Consider the following 25,493-nt stretch of genomic DNA (forward strand, 5'->3'; position numbering starts at 1 on the left):
TTCTAAAAACGGATTTATCTTGCAGTTATGATAGCTCAGCCGTCCCCACCACCTAAACGATGGATACCCAAACCGTTCCCTGACTCGAAGGAGCAGCAAACTGCTATTCAGTCGTTAACGCAGTCATTGGGTATCAGTCCATTTCTGGCGGCTTTGCTGGTTCAGCGAGGTGTCACAACCTACGATGATGCGCGTGTTTTTTTTCGGCCCGAAATTAGTCATTTGCATAATCCGTTCGAGATGAAGGATATGGATCGGGCTATCATGCGCCTTCAAATGGCCATGCTGCCTGAACGGGAGGAGAAAATCCTGATCTATGGCGACTACGATGTAGATGGCACGACTTCGGTAGCATTGGTATATGGCTTTCTGAAAAACTATCACACAAAGATAGATTATTATATTCCCGACCGATATAAGGAAGGTTACGGGATTTCACGACAGGGAATTGAGTGGGCCGCCGAGAATGGGTTTTCGTTGATTATTGCCCTCGACTGTGGCATTAAATCAATTGAGCGCGTGGCCGAAGCGAAAGCACTTGGCGTCGATTTTATTATCTGCGATCACCACCGCCCTGGCGACGAATTGCCCGATGCGGCTGCTGTGCTGGACCCTAAACGCGCTGATTGCTCGTATCCTTATAAAGAGTTGAGCGGTTGTGGGGTTGGCTTTAAGTTGCTTCAGGCGTTTTGCATGCACAAGGGCATCGAACCCGAAAAACTCTATCCCTGTCTCGATTTAGTGGCCGTTAGTATTGCCTCAGATATTGTACCGCTTACGGGCGAGAATAGGGTATTGGCGTACTACGGCTTAAAATATCTTAACGCAGAACCACGAACTGGGCTGAAAGCGTTAATCAAAATAGCGGGTTTTACGCGGGAGCTGGACATTACGAATGTGGTTTTTGGTTTAGGGCCGCGAATCAACGCAGCTGGCCGAATTCAGCATGCGAAAGCGGCTGTTCAACTACTGCTGGCCGAATCGGAAGAGGAGGCCGACGAGTTTGCGATGGCGATTAATAAGCATAATAATAGTCGGCGCGAATTTGATAGTAGCATTACCGAACAGGCGTTGGCGATGATTCGGGAGAGTGATGTGTTAACCCATGCCAAAAGTACGGTTCTGTTTGATGCCAGTTGGCATAAAGGGGTAATTGGTATTGTGGCGTCACGTTGTATCGAGCATTTTCATCGGCCAACGATTATCCTGACCCAGTCGAACGATAAGGCGGCTGGATCGGCACGGTCGGTGCCGGGATTTGATGTGTACGAAGCTATTGAAGAATGTGCCGATTTGCTGGAACAGTTTGGCGGTCACACATTTGCAGCAGGTATGACCATGGCGGTTAGCAATATTGACGCGTTTCGGCGGAAGTTTGAAGAGGTTGTGGCCCGGACTATTAAAGAAGAACATCTGACTCCGCTAATTGACATTGATCTCCCATTGGACTTCAGTGAAATTAGCGATAAGCTTGTCCGGATTGTGAAGCAGATGGGGCCCTTTGGTCCACATAACCTGCAACCGACCTTCATGACAGACGATGTGTATCTGGCTGCCGAACCCATTATTATGAAGGAAAAGCATCTGAAAATAAGTGTACGGCAGGGACGATCAGGGCACACATTGACGGCCATCGGGTTTGGTCTTGCGCACATGGCAGATCAGCTCAGGGCTGGAAGACCTTTTTCAATCTGTTATCAGGTGGAACAGAATTTTTTTAACGGAAATGTCTCTTTGCAGTTAATGCTTAAAGATTTAAAAGTGTAGTTACTGCCACGGGCTGAAGCCCGTAGGTATAGTACTTTTCGACTGAAACGAATGCTTCTCAGAACAGAAAATTTAATTAAGAAATACGGGTCGCGGTTGGTCAACAACAATGTGTCTTACCAGGTTGAAACGGGAGAAATTGTTGGGCTGCTTGGACCAAATGGCGCTGGTAAAACAACGTCATTCTATATGGCGGTCGGTCTGGTAAAGCCCAACAGCGGTAAGGTTTTTATTGATGATTTAGACGTAACCAACTTACCCATGTACAAGCGGGCACGGCTTGGTTTGGGATACCTGGCGCAGGAAGCGTCCGTTTTTCGTGATTTGAGCGTTGAGGAAAATGTGCTGGCGGTACTTGAAATGACGTCGTTGCCGAAGAAGCAACAAAAAGAAAAAGTAGAAGAACTGCTGGAAGAGTTCAGCCTTACGCACGTTCGGAAGAGTAAAGGAAAGGTGCTTTCTGGTGGTGAACGTCGACGCACTGAAATTGCTCGCGCGCTGGCCGTTGATCCTAAATTTATTCTGCTGGATGAGCCTTTCGCGGGGGTTGACCCAATTGCGGTTGAAGATATTCAGAGCATTGTCGCTAAGTTGAAACACCGAAACATTGGTATCCTTATTACGGATCATAACGTAAATGAAACCCTCTCCATCACCGACCGGGCGTACTTGTTATTCGAAGGTAAAATTCTAAAACAGGGTACTGCCGAAGATCTGGCCAATGACGATCAGGTTCGGCGGGTTTATCTGGGGCAACATTTTGAGCTAAAACGGAAGATTTAGCACTTGTACCCACGGGCTTAGCCCGTGGGTACAATACTTACCCCAGCACTTCTCTCAATACCGGCAGCGATTTTACTTCACCTACTGAGTCAATGTGAATCTGATAATAGGCCACCAGCGCATCCAGCAACTCATTTCTTGACGATCGCTGGAGTTTAATGGGCGTTCCGAGGGGGTAACGTAGCATGATATTCAGCGCCGTTTCCATTTCATGATCTGGCAGGAATGGATAGGAATTTTCGCGAAGCTGATCATCAAATTCACGGGCCGATTCTGGACCAAATCCTAAGAAAAACGACAACTTGAGTAAAAAAGCCAGATGGAAATTCTCGTAGTTCGTTCGGGCTTCTTCCAGGAATAGAACCGAATCGACCAGAAATCGAAATAGCTGCGGACTGCTGGCTTCCTCCTTCAACACTTTGTTAAGCATTTCCGTCACGAACATCGCGATGGTTGACTTCGCAACTTCGAACGGTAGGCTTTGAAATGGGTAGCTGGTTTTAACCTCTGAAAGCCGGTGTAGATCGCGATCATCCTTGTTGTAAACGACCATATCCAGCAACGTTAGCGGTTGAAACAATGCTATCTTGTTATTCTTGCTCCGGGCCGTACGGACACTATTGACAATGTAACTCTGTAAGCCGAATTCTTCGGTGTAGATACGGGCGATGATAGACGTTTCGCGGTAACGAAGGTAGCTAAGGGCAAGACCCCGGGTTTTTTGCAGCATTTCCTGGAAAGCAGTAAACTATCTAATATAACACTTTTTACTGTAAAAAGTCGCCTAAGTGCGCTATAATTGCCGATAAATTAGCCTTTCATGAAACTCTACAAAACCCGCTCCGGTATCGTCGCAGAATTTGAAAATCAGTTTTATGCCATCCCCGCTGAGGATTGGGATGAATTGATCAATCGCGATAATTTGCATGACTTTTTAGTCACTTCGACTGCCATTTCTCAACCGTCAGAAGAATATCAAGCCTGGACCCAGACCAGTCTATTAGCTCCCATTGGGCGGCAGGAAGTATGGGCTTCGGGAGTTACCTATCTGCGTAGCCGTAACGCTCGGATGGAAGAATCCAAAAAATCGGGGGGCGACAATTTCTATGATCGCGTTTACGATGCCGACCGCCCCGAACTGTTCTTCAAAGCTACGCCCGAACGGGTTGTCGGGCCAGGTGCCGACGTTCGGATTCGCGCCGATTCGACCTGGAATGTGCCCGAGCCTGAACTGACGTTGTTTATTACATCGTCGGGTAAAATTGTGGCTTATACTTGTGGCAATGACATGAGTTCGCGAAGCATTGAGGGCGAAAATCCGTTGTATTTACCTCAGGCAAAGAGTTATGACGGAAGTGCCGCTTTGGGTCCATGCTTGTATGTTCCGCAAACACCAATCGCTCCTGAAACGCAAATTCGGTTAGAAATCATCCGGGATCAACAGGCTGTTTTTACAAATAGTATCGCCATCAACCAGATGAAACGGCAACACACAGAACTCGTAGAATTTCTCTATCGAGAATGTTCGTTCGCGCAGGGATGCTTCCTGATGACAGGTACCGGTATTGTTCCGCCCGATGATTTTACGCTACGTTCTGGCGACGAAATCAGCATTAGTATTGACGAAATCGGAACATTGACGAATATAGTTGCTTAGAAGCTCGGAGTTTAGCAAGCTAGATTCTATAGCATCAAAAGAATCCATAGAATCCAGTTTGGGACGAATGTTAGTTTACTGATGGGAGCCGTAGGAAAGTACTTTCTTACGGCTCCCATAATTTTTAGGCGAGTTGGTTGTAGGCTACCAGACTCAGCGTTGTTTCGGCAGAAAGTCTATTGTAAATGGATAGATCATGACGTTTCTGACACAAATAGTACTATTCAATTAAAAATCAGTAAAAAAATATTGGTAAATTCTTTTTTGTTTAAAGGTTTAAGCATAGATTTGGGCGCAATTATTACTAGATGAGTACTAAAAAAACTTCGTTAAAGGATATAGCGCAGCGTGCAGGCGTTTCTATGGCGCTGGTGTCTTATGTTCTTAACGGAAAAGAAAAAGAAAGTCGGGTAGGGCAGGAGATTGCTGGCAAGATCAGGCAAATAGCCAAAGAACTTAACTACCAGCCTAACCACCTGGCCAAAAGTTTACGAAGCGGCAAAACACATACCATCGGATTAATTATTGCAGATATATCGAACCCGTTTTTTGCGAATATCGCCCGGGTAGTTGAAGACGAAGCAAAGCGAAATGGCTATACCGTTATTATCGGCAGTTCAGACGAAAACGCCGAGAAGTCACGGGATTTATTAGACGTATTGATTAATCGGCAGGTAGATGGATTTATCATCGTTTCCTCTGAAGACTCGGCTGAGCAAATACGGTACCTACAGGCGAAAAATATTCCGTTTGTTTTGCTAGACCGATATTTCCCGAATATACAAACCGATTTCGTATCCACCGACCATTATAAAGCAGCTTATAGTGCTAGTGCCCATTTAGTGAAAAGCGGCTATAAACGCATTGGAATGATTGCTTATGATTCGCAGCTTTTCCACATGCAGGAACGAATAAGAGGATATGTAGAAGCCTTGACTGACAATGGCGTACCATTTCAGAAGCATTGGTTGAAACAAACACATATTAGTGCCATTGAGCAGGGCGTGAAAGCGGCTATTGATGAAATGCTGGCGTATGAGCAGCCGATTGACGCCATTGTTTTTGCTACGTATAGCCTGGCTATCAATGGGTTGAAATACCTGAATGAACTAAACATAAATGTCCCTTCCGATCTGGCCATTGTTAGTTTCGGGCAGGCAGAGGCCTTTGATCTGTATTATTGTCCAATAACGTACGTAAAGCAACCTATCGGCCTTTTAGGCAAAACAGCAGTTGAATTGTTGATGAAAAAGTTGAAATATCCGCAGGCAGAACCATCTCATATACTCATGGAGGCAGAGTTGATTATTCGAGCGTCTTCAAAAACAAAACAGCTTGTTCATACTTAAATTTACTCAGTTGCTTAAACGATTAAGCTAATCATTGAATCGACTATTCCTTACCCTTAACAGTACATGCAACGTAGAAACTTTCTTAAATCCTCTGTTGTCGGGTCAGCGGCTATTGTCGCTGGCCTACCATTAAATCTTGCGCTGGCCGCGCCTAAGTTAAAAATCACCAAAATCCGGTATTACGCAGCGCCTGGGTACAACAAACCTTTGTTTAATCAGGCTCGTGGAATTGTTGAAATAGAGACCGACGGGGGTATTATTGGCATTGGCGAAGGTGGCTCCAAAGACATGATTGAGCAGTGTGCCCAGATGATCATTGGCGAAGATCCGTTCCGGGTAGAGCACCTTTGGCAGAATGTCTATCGGGGTATGTTTTATCCGCCGGGCCGCGAAAAACTCCACGCATTGGGCGCGCTTGAAATGGCACTGTGGGACATTAAAGGAAAGGCACTAGGCGTACCTGTCTATGATTTGCTGGGCGGTGCAACCCGTGATTATGTTGAATGTTATGCGACTGGCTTCCGGGCGTCGAAAGCCAAAACGGAAGAAGAACGGGCCAGAGATTGCATAGAAGCTGGTTTACGGGCCTATCGAATTGGGCCAACAGGAGGCAATGGGGAGCAACCGTTTGATTTCTACGACAACGCCAAAAAGACAATTGAATTCTGTAAGCGTATCGACGCTGCCGTGGGCGGTGGTGGCAAATGGGCACTTGATTTACATACCCGGTTTGACTTAACGGAGGGCATCAAAATCTGCAAGGCGCTTGAAAATCTGGAGCCTTATTTCGTAGAGGATATTGTTCGTTCTGAAAACCCAGGCGTCTACAAAACGGTACGCCAGATGACCAACGTACCCATTGCAGTTGGGGAGCAATTTGGCGATCGCTGGGATATTAATGAACTGATTGAGCAGCGCTTGATTGATTACACGCGCGTTACGCTTCCTAATACTGGCGGCATTGGCGAATTTAAAAAGATAGCCTCCCTTTGCGAGACCCATTATGCAGGTATGATCCCACACTTTACAGGCCCATTATCAACGGCTGCTTTGGTGCATGTTTTAGGGTCTAGCAGTCCAAACCGCTGTTTGATGGAATTGGGTGGGGGCGAACCTGAACGTCCGGCTTATTTCAACGAGGATTTCATAAACTTTAAAAATGGAAAGTTGTACCTAAACCCAAATCCAGGACTAGGAGTGAAGTTTGATCCTAAGAAAGCAACGTTCGTTATGGAAGTCACGACCAAAACGCAGTTCCCACACCCCATTTTGAAAAGCCCGGACGGAGCGATTCATAACTGGTAAGACGCGCTTCTTTATTGCTCGCAGAGGGTGGACAATAAAGATATAAGCAGGAAAAGAAGTACTGGAAACCGATTCAAAACCTAAACTGGAAATAGACGCATGGAACTTTGTTCTGAATGGGTACCTATTTTTTTACTTCTGAAAAAATTGGATTTTGGATTTATTTATTAGTGATAAATTAATTTTTTTTAGTCTTTTCATTGCCCTATACTGTCTCTGAAACCTTTTCTTTTTCTCATGAATCACCTTGACCAAAGCCGCCGTGACACCTTGAAAATGCTGGGATTCGGCTCATCAGCCGGACTCCTTGGTTTGTTTGGCGGTATCTCTACTGCCGAAGCTCGTGAACAGCAAGGCAAGCCCCAATATGCCGTTGGTGCGCCAGCTGTCAAAATCAAAAGTGTCAAGGCTATTGCCACGGCGCCCCAAGGTTCCAACCTGATTGTCGTTAAGGTTGAAACAACGGAACCGGGGCTCTATGGACTTGGCTGTGCTACGTTTACCCAACGAGCCGCTGCGGTTATCGTGGCCATCAATACCTACCTCAATGAGTTCTGTGTAGGCAAAGACGTCGATAACATCGAAGATATGTGGCAGTCGGCTTATGTCAGTTCCTACTGGCGAAATGGCCCTGTGCTCAACAATGCCCTCTCAGGACTCGATCAGGCGCTTTGGGATATCAAAGGAAAACGGGCTAAAATGCCAGTATATCAATTACTTGGCGGTAAAGTGCGCTTTGCGATCCCCTGCTATACCCACGCGGGCGGCAATACGCCCGAAGCCGCAGCCGATAGCGTCAAGAAGTTCATGGCTGATGGTTTCAAATATATCCGTATTCAGCAAGGAGGCTACGGAGCAGTAGGAGCTACTGCCGACAAACCCGATTTCAAGGTAGCCAATTTCGGAGGAGAAACCGACAACTACATGAACGAACGGCTCTATCTGAAATCGGTGCCCAAAATGTTCGAAGTCGTTCGGAAGGAGTGTGGAGAGGAAATCGAATTGCTCCACGACATACACGAACGGGTGCAGCCGATTGATGCCATCAACATGATCAAGCGGGTGGAAGAATATCGTCCTTTCTTTATCGAAGATCCGTTTTCGCCGGAAAACATGAAATGGTTTGCGCAACTTCGGCAGGCAACGTCGGTGCCTATTGCGATGGGCGAATTGTTCAATAATATCAATGAGTTCAAAGAGCCGATGGTCAACCAATGGTTCGATTTCATTCGGATACACGTTTCGCAGATTGGGGGAATCACACCCGCCATGAAAGTAGCAAGGTTAGGGGAGTGGTTCAACATTCGCACTGCCTGGCACGGACCGGGCGATGTATCGCCGGTAGGTCATGCTGCCCATGCGCACATTGACTTGGCGGTGTGGAACTTTGGGATTCAGGAAGCGGTGCAGTTTTCGGAGAAGACTCAGGCCGTGTTTAGCGGTTGTCCGACGATGAACAAAGGATATATGTCGGTCAATGAGGTGCCGGGTTTGGGGGTGGACATTGACGAGAAGGAGGCAGCTAAGTATCCCATCACAACTAAATCGAACTGGCAAGTCCGCAAAATGGACGGTACGATTATCCGGCCGTAATTAACAGTATAACTGCATAGCGTCGGGTTTATGACCTGACATCACGAACTTACATAGGTTGGTAAGACCACCGTAAACTTGTACTTACCTCTCTTTTTCTAGAATTGCTTAATCGATTAAGTAAACCTTTGCCGAATAAAACGTATGAAAAAAACAGGCGTGTCCCGACGTAGCGTCATACAATCCGTATTGGGTGTTGCTGGTATGAGTACGATGGTATTGCCACAAACATCTTATTCTGCCAGTCCCGGTCATTTTGCCGATTACAGCAAGGTGAAGATCACAAAACTCGAAACCTTTCTCGTTAAACCACGGTGGATTTTCCTCAAAATCCACACCGATGTTGGCGTGTACGGCCTTGGCGAACCGCTGCTAGAAGGCAGGGCGCTAACCATTCAAACCGCCATTAAAGAACTAGAGCCTTACCTGATCGGAAAAGATCCGCGCCATATTGTTCATCACTGGCAGGCTATTTACCGACATGCGTTTTATCGGGGCGGCCCCATTTTGACGAGTGCGCTGAGCGGTATTGATCATGCGCTTTGGGATATCAAAGGAAAACTGCTGAACGTACCGGTTTATGAATTACTCGGTGGCCCAACCCGCGATCGGGTTCGAATTTACGGTCGGGCCAGCAATGCGGAAGACATTAAGAAACGGAAAGCGGAAGGGTTTACGGTTATCAAAACAGGCGTTGCGCATAAGAACCCCGCCAATATTGTTGAGAATCCGCAATTCATTAAGTACGCGGTCGACAACTTCGCTTCGTTACGGGAAGCTGGTGGCCCCGATATGGACATTGCCATCGACTTTCACGGGAATATTTCACCCCAAACCGCCAAGGTGCTGATCAAGCAGTTGGAGCCGTTTCAGCCCATGTTCGTAGAGGAACCTTGTCAGGCGCAGAACGTGGATGTTTTGGCCGACATCGCACGGGGAACGCACCTCCCTATAGCGGCCGGCGAACGAATCTTCACCAAATGGGGATTCCGGGAACTGCTGGAAAAGAAGGCTGTCAGTATCGTTCAACCCGATCTCTGCCACGCTGGTGGAATTACGGAGGGGCGTCTTATTGCGGGCATGGCCGAAGCGTATTACGTACCCATTGCTCCCCATAACCCAATGGGGCCAATCTCTTTGGCAGTAGGTCTTCATCTGGCGGCCAGTGTACCCAATTTTTTGGTACAGGAGCAGGTTTCGCTGGGCGATGGCTACATCAAAAATCCCTTCAAACTACAAAGCGACGGTACGGTCTTGATTCCCAAAGGACCGGGCTTAGGTGTTGAACTGGACGATGCGCTTATGAAAGACAAAATCGGTCACGACTGGAAAAATCCTGAGGCTTATAATGCCCTCGATGGCTCCGTAGTAGACTGGTAACTGCGCTGGACTCTATCGATTCTTTGGATTCTGTCGACACGCAATAGCCAACGAATCAATGAGAAACACAGCATCCAAAGAATCTCAATAATCTAATTTTCTTTTTCCCTTAATAAATTAATACTTATGAAAAAAACTGTAAAACTATGGGTTTTACTGCTGCTTCTGGGGTATAGCTATGCCTTCGCCCAGAATGCCAGAGTGACCGGCAAAGTAACCGGTCCCGACAGTCAGGGCTTGCCTGGGGTCAATATTCAGGTAAGTGGTACAACAATTGGTACATCTACCGATGCGTCGGGTAATTTTTCGTTAAATGCAGCTAGTAATGCCTCTTTGGTATTTTCGACTATTGGTTACGTGGGACAAACCGTGCCTGTAGATGGGCGCTCGGTTATTAATGTACAGTTAGCAGAGGATCAGAAAACCTTGAATGAAGTGGTTGTGGTTGGGTACGGTACGCAGAAGAAAACTGATGTGACGGGTGCTCTGACGGCCATTTCGACCAAAGAATTTGCTCAACAACCCGTTACCCGTCTGGATCAGGTATTACAAGGACGTGCTGCGGGTGTGCAGGTGAGCCAGACGAACGGTGCACCAGGTGGTGATGCCCGTATCCGGATACGGGGTGCCAACTCTGTATTGGGCAGCAACAACCCGCTATATATTGTCGATGGGTTCGTTGGCGCTGATTTCAACTTCGTAAACCCCAGCGATATTGAGACGATCCAGATTCTGAAAGATGCCGCATCGACGTCTATTTACGGTAGTCGTGGTGCCAATGGCGTTGTGATCATCACGACCAAGAAAGGCTCAAAAGGGCTTAAGGTCAATTATGAAGGTCAGTTCAGTACGTCGGAAATCATCAAAAAATATGACGTATTACCCGCTGGTGAGTTTGCCGAGATTGTGAATGCACGGGCTACGGCCGTTGGTTCAGGTTTGCCGTTTACGGCTGATCAGATCGCGCAGTATAAACAAAATGGCGGCACCGACTGGCAGAGTCTGGTGTTCCGCCATGGGTCTGGGCAACAGCACCAGATCACGCTTTCGGGTGGAGGTGACAAAACAACCTTTCTGATTTCGGGAAACTATCTGAATCAGAATGGTATCGTCAACAACAGCGGATTTAAGCGGTACAACCTACGGACGAACATCAATACCCAGATTAACGACAAGCTCTCGTTTCGGTTGAATTTGTGGGGTACACGGTCGCAAAACCATAATACAGTCGATGGTGGCGCTATTGTTCAGGCATTGGCCTGGGCTCCAACAACACCCGCCTATGGCTCCGATGGTCAGCCGACGTTTACTGATCCAATCGGTTCGGTGTATCGCAACCCGCTCGATTATTTATATGATCAGTCGGTTGACGCTAATAAGAGTGGCCTCAACGTCAATGGCGGTCTGAACTACAAGCTCCCCATCAAAGGACTATCCATCGATTTGCAGTATGCCGTCAACTACCTGAATTTACAAAACCTGAACCTGACCGGGAAGCGGCTTTCGAACAACGTCCCGACGGCAAGCCGGTATTCGGCAGAGCAGGTAACCCTGCAAAACACGAATAATTTGAACTACGATGTCAAAATAGGGAATCATTCAATCAATGCCGTTGCTGTTCTGGAAACACAACAGTTCACCAACCGCGACTTTACTGCTTCGGCGTCGGGATTACGGTTCCCACAACTGGGCTACGATAACATCGGTCTGAATACAGCGGCAACGGTGGCGTCGAGCTATCAGAAATGGACGCTGCTGTCTTTGCTTGGTCGCGTAAACTACGGATACAAAGACAAATACCTGGTATCGGCAGCCGTCCGTCGGGATGGATCATCCAAGTTTGCTGCGGCTAACCGCTATAGCGTATTCCCATCGGTTGCTCTTGGCTGGCGTTTGTCAGAAGAGGAGTTTATTAAAAAACTGAACGTCTTTAATAATCTGAAACTGCGCGGGAGCTGGGGTATGACGGGTAGTCAGGCCATTAACCCCTATGCTACCATATCAACCTATAGCACAGCCGTTGTTGCCTACAACAACTCGGCTGCAACCTCTGGGGTAATTTTGGGTAACCCCGGCAACCCTAATCTCAAATGGGAAACGACCAAGCAGGTAGACGTAGGTTTGGAAATGGAATTCCTGAATGGTCGACTGCACGTTGAAGCGGATTACTTCAAGAAAAACACCACCGATCTGCTCCTGAACGTGGCTATTCCAAGCTATGCTGGTGGCGGAACGCAGGCCCGGAACGTGGGTGAAATTGAGAACAAAGGCTTTGAATTTTCGATCGGTGGCTCACCTGTGGTAGCTGGTGGTTTCCGTTGGGAGACGAACTTTAATATCTCTACCTTACAAAACAAGGTGATCAGTTTGGGAGGATTGCCACGGCTGGGCCAGGGTACGGGTGTAGGCGGTGGGATGTCCACAACGAATGAATTTATGCTGATTCCCGGCGAGCCGCTGGGTTCTTACTGGGGCCTGAAGTATTTGGGTACCTGGAAACCCAACGAAGCCGATGCGGCAGCTAAACAGGGGCGCGTACCAGGTGATCCGCATTATCAGGATTTGAACGGCGACAACGCCATCACAACAGATGACTTCCAGATAATAGGCCGGGCGTTCCCGAAAGCAACAGGGGGCTGGAACAACACCTTTACCTACAAAGGGTTGACATTGAACGTATTCTTCAACGGCGTGTTTGGGGTCGATAAACTCAACTACACACGGGCGGCTGCTATGTCGGGCGCGGGCGATGCACGGCAATTTATTCTGTCTGAAATCCGGGATTATTACCGGCCAGGTAATGAAACGTCAAATGTACCCGCCTTTACGACAACCTATCAGCCTTTCACGCAATCGAGCCGATTCATCGAAAACGGTAGCTTCGTTCGTCTGAAAAACGTGAGCTTGTCATATAACGTACCAAACGGATTCATCCATAACAAAGCGACCATCAAGGTATTTGCCAGCGCTACTAACCTGCTCACGTTTACGAAATACACAGGCCCAGACCCAGAATCGGCTCGGGTTGGTTCTAGCACCGACACCGCCATTGGTATCGACTACGGTTCCTATCCAAACGCAAAACAGTATACGCTCGGCATCAATCTGGGCTTCTAAACCCCTTTAACGAATCATGAAAAAATTAGTCATACTTGGAATGGCAGCCATGCTCACGGTTGGCTGTAAAGGTTATCTTGAAGAAGACACTACTGGCCTGCTCTACGGCGGGAATGTTCTTTCGACTCAGGACGGGCTAGAGTCGGCCCTGACCGGCGCGTATCGGGGACTGGGCAACCAATGGACATACGGGTTTCTGCACCCATCGGCCAATGCGGCTACGATTGGTAGCGACGACGTAACGACGCACCCTGCCAGTAACAAAGCCGACTGGCGCGAATTCGATCAGTTTAACGTATCGACTACCAATCAGCGCTCAGGGGCTGTTTATAATGGCTGCTATAAAGCTATTCAGGGGGCCAATAACGTCATCAATAACTACTCGAAAACGGTCGGTACCAAAGCAACAATTGACATTATTGCGGGCGAAGCTTATTTCATTCGCGGCTTCTCGTACTATTGGTTGACCCGTTTTTATGGCAACATTCCGCTGGTTACGGCGGGCGAATACTCGGCGGATCTGCTCACCATCAAAAAATCGACACCGGCTGAAGTGTACGATTTAATCGTTGCCGATTTGAAAAAAGCCGAAACTATGCTGCCGAACACCCGGCGCGATCCAGGTCGGCCAAATGCGGGTTCGGCAAAGGCATTCCTGGCAGATGTATATCTGACGATGGCTGGCTGGCCGTTGAAGCAAACCGATAAGTATGATCTGGCAGCAGCAAAGGCAAAAGAAGTAATCGACAATCGGACTACTTATGGGTTTGCGTTGATGCCTACCTTTGCCGAAGTTTTTGCCAATGATCCGGCGGTTTCCATTATTCCAGAATCGGTGTTTCAGATCAACGGCTTTACAGGCGGCAGCGGTACGGCGAATGCGACTTATGGCAATACGACGATGCCTGGTGAAGAAGGGGGCTGGGACGATATGTTTGCCGAACTGAATTTCTTCAAGAACTTCCCTGAAGGCCCTCGCAAAAATGCTACGTTCCGCACGCAGTTTGGTTTAGGTGCCACAACTATTCCGTGGCAAAGTAGCCTGACGAAACATCCATATTACCAAAAATGGTATATCAAAGGCAATATTGTTACATCTAGCATTTCGCTGCCTACGGTTATGATGCGCTATCCGCATGTACTGACCATTTATGCCGAAGCAAAAGCCCGTGGAACGGGCGGGCCAGACCAGGCTGCGTATGATGCGCTAAATGCCGTTCGCTTGCGGGGCTTACCTGCCGGTGCCAAAGCGCTGACACCAGGCGATGGCCTGACCGCAGCTCAGTTTGCGGATGCAGTGGTGCAGGAACGCGCCTGGGAGTTCGCCTGTGAACGTACCCGTTGGTTTGACTTGATTCGTCTCGAACAGGTCGAAGCAGCTAACGCAGCTAAAAGCCCAGATGATTTACAGCCAATTAAACCGATCACGAAAGCGAATTATTGGTTCCCGCTTCCGTATACGGATACGTCAATAAATCCGAATTTGTAGTAGGAAAAAATAGAACGCAGATTTTTAGGATCAGTGCGATTAATCGCTGATTAGCATAATCTTAATTTATCCTGCTAATCGTAAGAATCTGCGTTCTATCTTTTATCTCTAGTGCTTTGACAAAATAGATTCTAACTGTTTCTATAGATTCTTGGGATTCTAGTGTACTGATAATCAGAAACGATAGAGTCGAAAGAATCTATAGAATCTAAATGGGATGAACACTAGTTCTATCTTTTATCTCTAACTGACTTTAGGTTGAAAAAGATACTCATTTCCACGCTGGCTGTACTGGGGTTGTGTAGCAACACGTTGCCGTTAGCTGAATGGCCACAGGCCGAACTGTCCAATGGACTTATTCAAACGAGTTTATACCTGCCCGACGCCAGTCAGGGCTACTACCAGGGCACTCGTTTCGACTGGGCGGGAGCATTTAAAGAGCTGACTTATAAAGGCCACAGTTTTATAGAACCGTGGTTTGAAAACTACGACCCCAAGCTACACGACGCCATCAGCGGTCCGGTGGAAGAGTTCACACCATTGGGGTATGCGGAGGCAGAACCCGGCGAAACATTCGTGAAAATTGGAGTGGGTGTACTCCGCAAACCTGACGATAAAGCGTATGCTTTTGCGAAGTATTACGACATTGTAGAGCAAGGAAACTGGAACGTAAAAAAGCACAAAGACTATCTAGAGTTTACGCATGAACTCAGGAGCCCAACGGGCTACGCGTATGTTTATCGCAAAATCGTAAAACTCACCAAGGGCAAACCCGAACTGGTGTTGGAGCACAGCTTGAAAAATACGGGCAAACTGTCCATCGAAACGAGCACCTATGATCACAATTTCTTCATCATTGACAAACAACCCACTGGCCCAACCGTTGCTATCGAATTTCCCTTTGAGGTGAAAGGCGAAGGAAAAGGCTTTGGCAGTACCATTCTGCCACAAGGGAAACAGCTACTTTATTCGCGGGCACTGGACAAAAAAGAACAAGTGTATAGTGCTGGCCTGCAAGGCTTTGGGAATACCTCGGCCGATTATGATATTCGTATTGAGAATCAAAAAACGGGAGCCGGTGTGCATATAACAGGCAATCGACCCCTTCAAAAATTAGTGTACTGGGCCTGTGCAACTACCTCTTGCCCAGAACCATATATACAATTGAAAGCAGCACCTGGAGAGGAAATAAAGTGGAAAATAGCCTACGAATTTTACGAAAAGCCAAAGCCCTAAAGTAACCTCTCTCCTTACCCTATACCCAACTCAACTTTTCAATGAATTTCTTCCTGAAATCCTGCTTCGGAACCCTGATTATAGGGAGTTTCCTGTCGGCTAACTGGGATACTACTGTCGTGAAACCACAGCTGCCAGCCGACGATTGGCCTACCTATGGCGGCAACAATGCGGGTAACCGATACTCAAAACTGACTCAGATCAATACCCAGAATGTTAAGAATCTGACGCTGGCCTGGACCTATGAAACCGGCGACAATGCAACGCCTGGACAACGCGGTATGGACATTCAGTGTCAGCCGATTGTGATAAAAGGTGTGCTTTACGGCACGTCGCCCCGAATGAAACTTTTTGCCGTTGACGCGGCTACAGGAAAGCAGCTCTGGCAATTTGACCCGTTCGCAAATCCCGAGAAAAAGCCTCGCTTTCATCCGGTTCGGGGCGTGGTTTATTGGGAAGATAGTGGCCAGGCCGACGCTCGGGACAAACGTATACTATACTCAGTAGGCTCGTCGCTGTATGCCGTTAATGCTGAAACGGGTAAGCCGATTGAGAGTTTTGGTAAGAACGGCGAAGTGGATTTACACGAAGGACTTGGCGATAAAGAAACACTGGGTTACGACGTCAATAACTTCTCAATCCGCGTTACAACGCCCGGTGTTATCTACAAAGATTTATTGATTACGGGTTCGGCCGTTAATGAGGGTGGCGATGCTCCTCCAGGTTACATCCGGGCGTTTAATATTCGAACGGGTAAGCTGGCCTGGGTATTCCATACCATCCCGTTGCCGGGTGAATATGGCTATGAAACCTGGGCGAAAGATTCCTACAAAAAACTGGGTGGCGCTAACTGCTGGGCCGGTATGGTCATCGACGAGAAGCGAGGCATCGTCTATGCGGGTACGGGCTCGCCTTCTGTTGATTTTTACGGGGGGGCTCGACCGGGGCAAAATCTATTCGCGAACTGTGTAATTGCACTGAATGCAGAAACCGGAAAGCGCGTGTGGCATTTTCAGACCGTTCACCACGATCTATGGGATCGCGATTTGCCTTGTCCCCCAAACCTGATAACGGTTAAACACAATGGTCCCGACGGTCGGTCCCGAATGGTGGATGCAGTCGCGCAGGCAACCAAAGATGGCTACGTGTTTGTGTTTGACCGGGATACGGGGAAACCATTGTTTCCCGTAAACGAAGTTAAGGTACCAACATCGCCCGCTTTGCCCGGCGAAAAGCCCTGGCCAACGCAACCCGTTCCGACTAAACCTGCCCCGTTTGTTCGGCAGGAATTGACGGAGAACGAAATCACAACCCGCACGCCCGAAGCGCACAAGTATGTATTGGAACGGTTCCAGAACAGCCGGAAAGGTAGTAAATACATGCCCCCCAGCGAAGAAGGGACCCTCTATTATGGGTTTGGGGGTGGTGCCGAATGGGGTGGTAATGCGGCTGATCCTGAGGGTATTTTATACCAGAATGCCAACACCATGCTTTGGTGGCTCAAGATGCGGGATAGCCGAATGCAGGAAAAAAACGTAGCTCTGACGCGTGGTTCTTCCCTGTTTAATACGAACTGTTCAGTTTGCCATGCAATGAATGGAAAAGGCAGCGCCGATGCCAAAGCGAGTGCGTCGGCAACGCAAGCCTACCCTGATTTGACGGATGTTGGTAAGCGACTGGATCGGGAACAAATCAGTACGCTATTGACAACCGGCCGGGGGCGAATGCCATCCTTTGGACACCTTTCTAAAGAGGATCGTGACGCCATCATTAACTTTTTGCTGAAAACAGAAGCGAAACCTGCTGCGCCGGATATTCATAGCTCGGTTGTTACATCGCCCGTAGCCAAAGGCGCTGACTTCCCATACATGCCGCCTTACTTAAATAATGGCAACACGCAGTTTCGGGATCAGGATAATTACCCCGCCATCAAACCACCTTGGGGAACACTCAATGCCATTAACCTGAATACCGGCGAGTACCTCTGGCAAGTCCCGCTGGGCGAATTTCCCGAACTCGTTAAACAAGGGTTAGCACCCACGGGAACGGAGAATCATGGTGGTCCCATTGTAACGGCTGGGGGCTTATTGTTCATTGCCGCGACATACGACGAAAAACTTCGCGCTTTTGACAAAAAGACGGGTAAAATTGTCTGGGAATATAAGCTGCCTGCTGGCGGGTTTGCCACACCAATTACCTACATGGCCAATGGAAAACAATACATAGTGATCGCTGCTGGCGGTACCCGATATGGTTTAAAACCAGGAGGATCGTATGTTGCGTTTGCCTTGCCGTAAGTATAAAAAGCTATAAGTGATGAAATCCTATCTATTAGGCTGTGACTGGGGGACGTCCTCATTTCGCCTACGACTCATAAATAGTATTGATCTGCAACTCATTGGCGAAATCACATCTCAGGAAGGTGTCGCCAATACATTCACGCGCTGGAAAGCAAACAGCGAAACGAGTGGAATCTCCCGGGATCATTTTTTTCGGGGGCAGCTACAACGGCAAATTAATTTACTGGCCAATCAACTGAGTATCAATCTGGACGATATTCCGGTGGTCATTTCGGGTATGGCGTCCTCTTCGATTGGTATGGATGAAGTCCCGTATGCTACTCTGCCGTTTCCAATCGATGGCAGCCGGGCCAGCATTAAGCGGCTCGATACACAAGCGGGTTTTGCCCACGATATCATACTCATATCGGGCGTCAGAACGGATCATGATGTGATGCGCGGTGAGGAAACTCAATTAATTGGGTTGCTCACGTTATTGGATAACCTGCATGTAACGAATGAAGAGTCGATTTTAATTTTTCCGGGTACCCATTCGAAACATATCTACATCAAGGACCAGCAGGTTGTTGATTTGCAGACGTTTATGACCGGCGAAGTCTTTAATCTCATGTCGCACTACAGTATTTTAAAAGATTCTGTGGAGCCAACGAGTCTGGTTACCTTTGATGAAAGTGGATTAGAGGCCTTCAAAAGAGGCATTCATGAATCCCATCAATCGTCTATTCTAAATAGCCTATTTAGGGTAAGAACCAATCAACTGTTTGATCAACTAACCAAGCGCCAGAATGCGCTTTATTTAAGCGGTTTACTGATTGGTAATGAGCTGAAATCACTCCTTAAACAGCCCGATTCTCAATTGATTTTATGTAGTGGCAACAACCTATACGAATTGTATAAACAGGCAGTGGTCGAGCTTCACCTGGCCGATCGAACAACTACGATTTCTGCCGATTTAATTGATAAAGCAACCATTGCCGGGCAAGTAAAAATAGCGAAGAACCTGCTCGTATCGCTAAGCAAATAACTAGTATGGCACAACATGCATTCTCCTGGGAGCTATTCGAAAAGGCTCCAATTGTCGGTATTATCAGAGGTTTATCGGCCGACGTAGTTGCCCGGATTCTTCCTGTTTACCGCGAAGCTGGTCTGACTACTATTGAGATAACGATGAATACACCGGGAGCCGAAGCCATGATTCAACGGGCGTTGGAGACGAGTAGTGAAGGGCTGAATATTGGCGCGGGGACGGTTTGTACAAAAGACGATCTTGACAGGGCATTGGATGCCGGAGCACAATTTATTGTCACACCTGTTGTCAACAAGAAAGTCATCAAGGCCTGTGTAAAACGTAACGTGCCGATTTTTCCCGGCGCTTTCACTCCTTCCGAAATTTATAATGCCTGGTCACTAGGGGCATCAATGGTAAAGGTTTACCCGGCAACTTCATTAGGGCCAGATTACATAAAGGACGTAAAAGCCCCTCTGAATCAATTGAAATTAATTCCAACGGGGGGCATAAGTCTTGATAATATCGCCACCTATTTTAAGGCCGGTGCGGATGGCGTGGGTATTGGGAGTCACCTGTTTGATAAAGCGCTCATTCAGCAGAAAAACTGGTCGGGTTTGAAAGACCATTTTGAGCAGTTTTTACAAATACCAAAAACCATTTAGTGATTTTTTGTCATCCCGACAAAGGAGGGATCTTTGGTAAATAACCCGTTGCCGAAGATCCCTCCTTTGTCGGGATGACAAAAAATCGTTCATAAAACATTTTTGTGGCCCCCGTTTAACCTTGTACTATAATGCTCAACTTGAAGATTAAAAACTATCGCTGGTTTATCGTTTTTCTGCTATTTGTTGCGACGACAATCAATTACCTCGACCGACAAATAATTGGTTTACTGAAGCCAATTCTGGAGAAAGAATTCAACTGGAGCGAAACCGATTTTGCGCATATCGTTATGGCCTTCACGGCTGCCTATGCCGTTGGGCTTTTACTGTTCGGGTGGATTATCGACAAAATCGGTACCAAAGCGGGTTACGCCATCACCATTATTATCTGGAGCATTGCCGGGATGCTGCATGCTGTTGCCCGAAGCGTTACGGGATTTAGTCTGGCCCGAATAGGCTTGGGTATTGGCGAAGCCGGTAACTATCCGGCTGCGGTGAAAACGGTGGCAGAGTGGTTTCCGAAAAAAGAGCGCGGATTAGCCACGGGGTTGTTTAACGCAGGCACGAGCATTGGCGTGGTAGTGGCGGTGCTTATTGTTCCCTGGATATTAAATCAGTATGGCTGGCACGAAGTATTCTGGATTACGGGAGCATTAGGCTTTGTCTGGCTTATTTTCTGGCTGTTATTTTACGATATTCCGGCGAAGCAAAGCCGCTTGACCACCGAAGAACTAAACTACATTCAGAGTGGGCAAGAGTTGGCCAATAGCGAAACCGCATCTGAACAATCCATCAATTGGTTTAAGCTGTTTACCTACCCACAAACCTGGGCTTATATTACCGGGAAAGGCTTGATCGATCCTATTTACTGGTTCTTCCTGTTCTGGCTTCCCTCGTATTTTTCGTCCACATTTAACCTGGATTTGAAGAAGCCAAGTCTGGAATTAATGCTGATTTATACTGCTACCACAGTCGGGAGTATCGGCGGAGGTTATTTGTCTTCCTCGTTAATTAAAAAAGGGTGGCCTACCATAAAAGCACGTAAAACGGTGCTGCTGGTATTAGCCACCCTGGAACTTTCGATCATTCTAGCTCAATTCGCTACAAGTGTCTGGATTGCCGTAGGGCTCATCAGCCTGGCTGTTGCACTGCATCAGGCCTGGGCCACCAATATCTTTACCTTAGCTTCCGATATGTTTCCGAAACAGGCGGTTAGTTCTGTTGTGGGCATAGGCGGAACTGCTGGTGCTTTAGGGGGTATCCTATTTCCTATGCTGGTCGGTAGTTTATTGGATAAGTACAAAGCCAGCGGAAATCTGGCCGAAGGATACAATATCCTGTTTACCATTTGTGGCTTCACATACCTGACCGCCTGGCTGATTATTCACCTGCTAACCCGCAAAACCAAAACGATTGAGGTAGCAGAACTCGTCTGATATAGTTTCATTATGGCCCGTTTTATCTCTATGCCTCTGATAGATTTGTCGTAAACAATCGCCTAGTTAATTATTAATCAGTTGCGTATTTTCTGCCCCGTTAGGGGCCTAACAGCACAGCGTCGGTAGTAAAGCTAAGCCCAACATAGAACCCGCGTGCCGTAGGTACGCAACTGTCACAAATCATTGCGTACCTACGGCACGCAGGACGAAAACGTTTTATTCTCTGCTACCGACGCTACGCTGTTGAGCCCCTAACGGGGCAAATGCTCGATTTAATATTGAAAACCAATTAGATGCGGCTTGTTGATAGAAATATAGGCCTATTCTAATCCAAAAGCGCCGTAGGGACGACCCAAGTTGTTCATTTTAGGTCGCACCTACGGCGCTTACGAGTTATTTATGTAGTCAACTAACTATTGACAAGTCACCCCTTACTGGGCTAATCCGCCCGTATCCTCGGTCTGTGGGCATACTATAGGTACCCTCACAGATCAAGAATACGGGTAAAAGGACCCAATTAAAGGTAGCCTAATTACTGATGATTATGCACTTACCACACGAATGCCCGACTTGACCTCCGATACTTTCTCCCGTAACGCATCTAGGGAATCGTCCATGACTGTTACGTGGCCCATTTTGCGGAAAGGCTTTGTAATGGCTTTGCCGTAGAAAAAGGGGAAGACACCAGGCATGGCCAGTAGGTTTTCCAATCCTTCGTAAACGGCTGGGCCGGTATGTCCATCTTCGCCTAGAAGATTGATCATCGCGGCTGGCTGATAGGCTGATGTGTCGCCGAGGGGATAGTTCAGGATGGCGCGCCAATGCTGTTCAAACTGAGACGTTACGTTAGCTCTGATCGTTTGGTGGCCGCTGTTGTGCGGTCGGGGTGCTACCTCATTAATCAGCACATTACCTGACTTATCCAGGAATAGCTCGACAGCCAGTAAGCCTACAATACCAAAGGCGTCGGCAGTTCGGCGGGCGATGTCCTGCGCTTGTTGGTTGATTTCGGCTGAGATTTCGGCCGGAGCAAACAGGTATTCGACCAGATTTAACTCAGGGTGAAATACCATTTCGACAGTTGGAAAGGTATGCACTTCACCGCGCTCATTTCGAGCTACAATGACGGCCAGTTCTTTCTCGAAATCAACGGCTTTTTCCAATACGCCAGGGGCATCGAAGGCTTTGCCAACATCGGCAACCGTAGCAATCCGCTGAACCCCCCGGCCATCGTACCCATCGCGACCAAGTTTATGAAAGGCTGGGAAAAAATCAGGCTGATAGATTTCGACTAGAGCTACATCGGCCCGATTTTCAGTCAGAATAAAATCGGCAGTAGGTAGGTTGTGGTCGCGGTAAAACTGTTTCTGAAGCCGTTTATCCTGAATCGTTCGGATAACGGATGGTTGCGGAAACACGCGTTTGCCTTCGCGTTCAAGTGCTTCCAGGGCCTCGACATTAACGCGCTCAATTTCAATAGTCAGCACATCGACCGACTGCCCGAATTGATAAACTGTAGCGTAATCGGTGAGCGAACCTTGCGTAAACTGCGTACAAAGATGGCGACAGGGAGCCTCAGCGTCGGGATCGAGAATATGAACACGAAGATTCCAGTCGATGGCGGCTTGCAGAAGCATCAGACCAAGCTGGCCACCGCCGAGAATGCCAATAGTAGGTGTCAAAATGGTGAAAGAATGAAAGAGCGAAAGAGTGAAAAAGTATGCAAAGTTACTTTTTCACTCTTTCGCTCTTTCATTCTTTCGCTCTTTTTCTTCCCGATTAATCCTTCCGCTTAATATCTGCCCCGCCAGATTCGCTTTTGGACAGCACTTTGGCCGAACCGTAATAGTAAATATCAGCCCCGCCGGATGCTTTCATGGTCAACTCTCTACTGGCGTTGACATACACATCGGAACCACCCGACGAATTGGCATTACAGACATCAACGGTCAGTTTGCGGGCATCCAGATCGGCACCGCCTGAACCATTCGCATTCAGGGTCCGGGCTGACCCTTGTAGGATAGCATCGGCCCCACCCGATGCGGATACGTTTAATTTGTCAGCTTTAAGGTCCAGTTTAACATCCGAACCGCCCGATGCGTCCAGATTCAGGTCATCGAACGACAGTTTACCCTGGCCAAATACATCGGCTCCACCCGATGCTTGCAAGTTATTTAACTGTTTGAACGTCAGGTACGCTTTTACATAGCTGTTGCGGCCAAAATTCCAGCCGCTAAAGCCTTTGCGCTCAATATATAATTTCAATGTGCCGTTTTTAACTTCCGAAATGACCCGATCTTCATCGACGCCTTTGGCTTCGAGAGTTAGTTTTTCGGAGTTACCCTGAGTCAAATAAACATCGATGCCGCTGCTGACACTCAGACCCGAAAAGCCTGAAACGCTACGATCTTTCTTCCAATCGTCGGTGCTGGCTGAGTTAAAGCTGGCTGTAAGTATGAAAATTCCGGCTACTAGTGCTTTCATTGGTGAAGGTGTTTGATTCGATTTATTAGTAGATGCAAAAAAGAGAACCAGTGTTGCATGGTAACCCGAAAAAAGATGTCCGGTTTTAAGGATATCTTTGTCCGGTAACGGACGCTGTGACAAGAGTTGTTTACTGTAAAATTCTATTAATCAGTAATCTATGAGTTTGGCATGACGCTTGAGCCGCCTATAGCAAATTGAATAGATTGGTATAAACAGAATACGCTGTGAATGCTCAATTGCTTTGCGATATTTGTTTATACGAATAGGTTTCTGAACAGTAAACACCCTGACGATAATCAGCTTAACTTAACTAAAATCTTTACTAAAGTAATTAAATATGATTCAACTCCGCAACGTCTCGAAATTCTACCCCGCTGGTTTTGGTCGGGTGTATGTGTTGCGTAACATCAACTTAGATATTGCTCAGGGTGAGTTCGTATCAATCATGGGACCGTCCGGATCGGGCAAATCGACATTGTTGCACATCCTGGGATTGCTCGAAGAACCTTCCGAAGGTGAATACTTTTTTGACGACCAGCCGGTTCAAAAGTTATCCGAAAAAAGACGCACCGAACTTCACCGTACACGGATTGGCTTTGTTTTTCAGGCTTATCACCTGATTGACGAACTGACAGTGTACGAAAACATCGAAACCCCACTTCTCTATAAAGGATTGAGTAGTTCTGAACGGAAGAGCCGGGTTGCCGAGCTGCTTGACCGATTCAATATGGTGGCTAAAAAAGACCTGTTTCCAGCGCAACTATCAGGTGGCCAACAGCAGTTGGTGGGTATTGCACGAGCACTGGCGGCCGAGCCAAGCGTTATTTTTGCCGATGAACCAACGGGCAACCTGCACTCCGATCAGGCTCGCGATATTATGGAGCTATTTCGCGAACTCAATCAAAAAGACGGAGTGACCATTGTACAGGTAACTCACTCCGAACTCAACGCCGAATACGGCTCACGGGTAATTCGACTGAAAGATGGCTGGCTGGAAGACTCAGCGGTGAAGTTGAGCGAACAAGGCGTTAAGTAAAGGGTCGGTAAAAAAGACTGATTCCTGATGGAGATTGACTAAACCGCTTATCTGACGCAAGGACTGAATGCCCATTACGTTCGCGCAAAACACCGCTTCAGCTTGCGTCAGTACGGCTGGTTTGTAAGTTACTTCAGTAACGGTGATACCGACGGAAGGGGCTAATCGGAGCAATTGTCGACGAATGATGCCGTTGATACAACCCGTTTGGAGTGAAGGCGTAAACAAGGTTTGATTTCCATACCAGAACAGGTTTGAGGCAAGGCATTCGGCAAGGTTGCCATTCGTATCGAGCAGAATAACGTCATCAAATGTATACTGCTGTTTGTAAAGACCAGCCAGCACATAGGGGAGGGCGTTCAGCGTTTTGAAGGCCGAAATTGGTGAAGGCGTCAATCGAAACAAGTCATAAATACCCGTTGCCGCTTTTTCTGTCAACGAAAAACCTTGACCGGCCCGAGCTGTAATCAAAACATTGATGTCATTGGTCGTAGGGGTATAAAGTCCACCAGCCTGTCGCCAAACCTGAATTTTGATGCGGGCCGTCTGATTGGTTAACTCGTTGGCTGAAAGTAAGTAGCGAATGTGCTGCTCAACGGCTTCGCTATTGAACCCATCCGGTCGATTGAGCTGCATGGTTGCCATCCCAGCTGTCAGGCGAGCAAAGTGATCAGGCCAGAACCAAACCTGTCCATTCTCGTATCGAATCGTTTCAAAAAGACCGTCGCCATACTGGAACGCACGGTCGTTTGCCGGTAGGCAAAACTCGTTTTCAGAAAGTATATCCGAATTATAAACCAGAAACATGCTTAGTTTGCGCCGTTTATCCTAAAACGATAGCTGCGCCGAAGGTAAGTTTGTAACATTGAACCATCAAAATT

At 47.6% G+C, this 25,493-nt stretch carries 19 protein-coding genes; 15 read left to right on the forward strand and 4 right to left on the reverse strand.

The genetic code is table 11. From position 1 onward, the window contains the following. Nucleotides 1–27 precede the first annotated feature (27 nt). Together recJ and lptB are read left to right on the forward strand one after the other, a co-directional pair. Nucleotides 28–1,767, forward strand: coding sequence for a single-stranded-DNA-specific exonuclease RecJ (gene recJ, locus ACYVGR_RS12945; protein ID WP_460957193.1), 1,740 nt, complete (start codon nucleotides 28–30; stop codon nucleotides 1,765–1,767). Between the two features lie 51 nt (nucleotides 1,768–1,818). Beyond that, entirely contained in the window at nucleotides 1,819–2,550 is a 732-nt protein-coding gene (gene lptB, locus ACYVGR_RS12950; RefSeq protein ID WP_460957195.1) for an LPS export ABC transporter ATP-binding protein, read from the forward strand. Between the two features lie 37 nt (nucleotides 2,551–2,587). On the opposite strand, the gene recO is transcribed toward lptB, so the two are convergent. Then, nucleotides 2,588–3,280, reverse strand: a complete 693-nt coding sequence (gene recO, locus ACYVGR_RS12955) for a DNA repair protein RecO (RefSeq protein WP_460957197.1) — start codon at nucleotides 3,278–3,280, stop codon at nucleotides 2,588–2,590. A 90-nt stretch (nucleotides 3,281–3,370) separates the two neighbouring features. Here recO and ACYVGR_RS12960 point away from each other — a divergent pair, with 90 nt between their 5' ends. From ACYVGR_RS12960 to ACYVGR_RS13015, 12 genes are all read left to right on the forward strand, one after another. Beyond that, nucleotides 3,371–4,207, forward strand: coding sequence for a fumarylacetoacetate hydrolase family protein (locus tag ACYVGR_RS12960; RefSeq protein ID WP_460957199.1), 837 nt, complete (start codon nucleotides 3,371–3,373; stop codon nucleotides 4,205–4,207). A gap of 308 nt (nucleotides 4,208–4,515) precedes the next feature. After that, the gene (locus tag ACYVGR_RS12965) at nucleotides 4,516–5,556 is read left to right on the forward strand and encodes a LacI family DNA-binding transcriptional regulator (RefSeq protein WP_460957201.1); all 1,041 of its coding nucleotides are present in this window, start codon (nucleotides 4,516–4,518) and stop codon (nucleotides 5,554–5,556) included. Nucleotides 5,557–5,622: 66 nt separating this feature from the next. Continuing rightward, complete coding sequence (locus ACYVGR_RS12970) at nucleotides 5,623–6,864, forward strand: mandelate racemase/muconate lactonizing enzyme family protein (protein WP_460957203.1); 1,242 nt, start codon at nucleotides 5,623–5,625, stop codon at nucleotides 6,862–6,864. A gap of 237 nt (nucleotides 6,865–7,101) precedes the next feature. Beyond that, nucleotides 7,102–8,457, forward strand: coding sequence for an enolase C-terminal domain-like protein (locus tag ACYVGR_RS12975; protein ID WP_460957205.1), 1,356 nt, complete (start codon nucleotides 7,102–7,104; stop codon nucleotides 8,455–8,457). Between the two features lie 144 nt (nucleotides 8,458–8,601). After that, the gene (gene dgoD / locus ACYVGR_RS12980) at nucleotides 8,602–9,837 is read left to right on the forward strand and encodes a galactonate dehydratase (protein WP_460957207.1); all 1,236 of its coding nucleotides are present in this window, start codon (nucleotides 8,602–8,604) and stop codon (nucleotides 9,835–9,837) included. Between the two features lie 126 nt (nucleotides 9,838–9,963). Further along, nucleotides 9,964–12,954, forward strand: a complete 2,991-nt coding sequence (locus ACYVGR_RS12985; RefSeq protein ID WP_460957209.1) for a SusC/RagA family TonB-linked outer membrane protein — start codon at nucleotides 9,964–9,966, stop codon at nucleotides 12,952–12,954. Between the two features lie 16 nt (nucleotides 12,955–12,970). Continuing rightward, complete coding sequence (locus ACYVGR_RS12990) at nucleotides 12,971–14,443, forward strand: RagB/SusD family nutrient uptake outer membrane protein (RefSeq protein WP_460957211.1); 1,473 nt, start codon at nucleotides 12,971–12,973, stop codon at nucleotides 14,441–14,443. Between the two features lie 258 nt (nucleotides 14,444–14,701). Further along, a complete protein-coding gene (locus ACYVGR_RS12995) occupies nucleotides 14,702–15,679 on the forward strand; it encodes a hypothetical protein (RefSeq protein ID WP_460957213.1) in 978 nt (325 codons plus the stop codon). A 41-nt stretch (nucleotides 15,680–15,720) separates the two neighbouring features. Then, complete coding sequence (locus ACYVGR_RS13000) at nucleotides 15,721–17,976, forward strand: outer membrane protein assembly factor BamB family protein (RefSeq protein WP_460957215.1); 2,256 nt, start codon at nucleotides 15,721–15,723, stop codon at nucleotides 17,974–17,976. Nucleotides 17,977–17,995: 19 nt separating this feature from the next. Beyond that, on the forward strand, nucleotides 17,996–19,003 hold the full coding sequence (locus ACYVGR_RS13005) for a 2-dehydro-3-deoxygalactonokinase (protein WP_460957217.1): 1,008 nt from the start codon (nucleotides 17,996–17,998) through the stop codon (nucleotides 19,001–19,003). A gap of 5 nt (nucleotides 19,004–19,008) precedes the next feature. Then, entirely contained in the window at nucleotides 19,009–19,650 is a 642-nt protein-coding gene (locus ACYVGR_RS13010; protein WP_460957219.1) for a bifunctional 4-hydroxy-2-oxoglutarate aldolase/2-dehydro-3-deoxy-phosphogluconate aldolase, read from the forward strand. 131 nt (nucleotides 19,651–19,781) lie between these two features. Then, nucleotides 19,782–21,086 (forward strand): MFS transporter, encoded by a 1,305-nt coding sequence (locus ACYVGR_RS13015; RefSeq protein ID WP_460957221.1) that lies wholly within the window; start codon nucleotides 19,782–19,784, stop codon nucleotides 21,084–21,086. Between the two features lie 545 nt (nucleotides 21,087–21,631). Here ACYVGR_RS13015 and ACYVGR_RS13020 read toward each other — a convergent pair. Then, complete coding sequence (locus ACYVGR_RS13020; protein ID WP_460957223.1) at nucleotides 21,632–22,771, reverse strand: 5-(carboxyamino)imidazole ribonucleotide synthase; 1,140 nt, start codon at nucleotides 22,769–22,771, stop codon at nucleotides 21,632–21,634. A 97-nt stretch (nucleotides 22,772–22,868) separates the two neighbouring features. Beyond that, nucleotides 22,869–23,573 carry a head GIN domain-containing protein gene (locus ACYVGR_RS13025; protein WP_460957225.1) on the reverse strand — a complete coding sequence of 235 codons (705 nt, stop codon included), beginning with the start codon at nucleotides 23,571–23,573 and terminating at the stop codon, nucleotides 22,869–22,871. 340 nt (nucleotides 23,574–23,913) lie between these two features. Between ACYVGR_RS13025 and ACYVGR_RS13030 the strand changes: the two genes are divergently transcribed. Then, entirely contained in the window at nucleotides 23,914–24,612 is a 699-nt protein-coding gene (locus ACYVGR_RS13030; protein ID WP_460957227.1) for an ABC transporter ATP-binding protein, read from the forward strand. On the opposite strand, the gene ACYVGR_RS13035 is transcribed toward ACYVGR_RS13030, so the two are convergent. Beyond that, nucleotides 24,577–25,419, reverse strand: a complete 843-nt coding sequence (locus ACYVGR_RS13035; protein WP_460957229.1) for an aminotransferase class IV — start codon at nucleotides 25,417–25,419, stop codon at nucleotides 24,577–24,579. The two genes, ACYVGR_RS13030 and ACYVGR_RS13035, sit on opposite strands and share 36 nt — an antisense overlap. Nucleotides 25,420–25,493: the final 74 nt, after the last annotated feature.

The organism is Spirosoma litoris, from assembly GCF_054776755.1.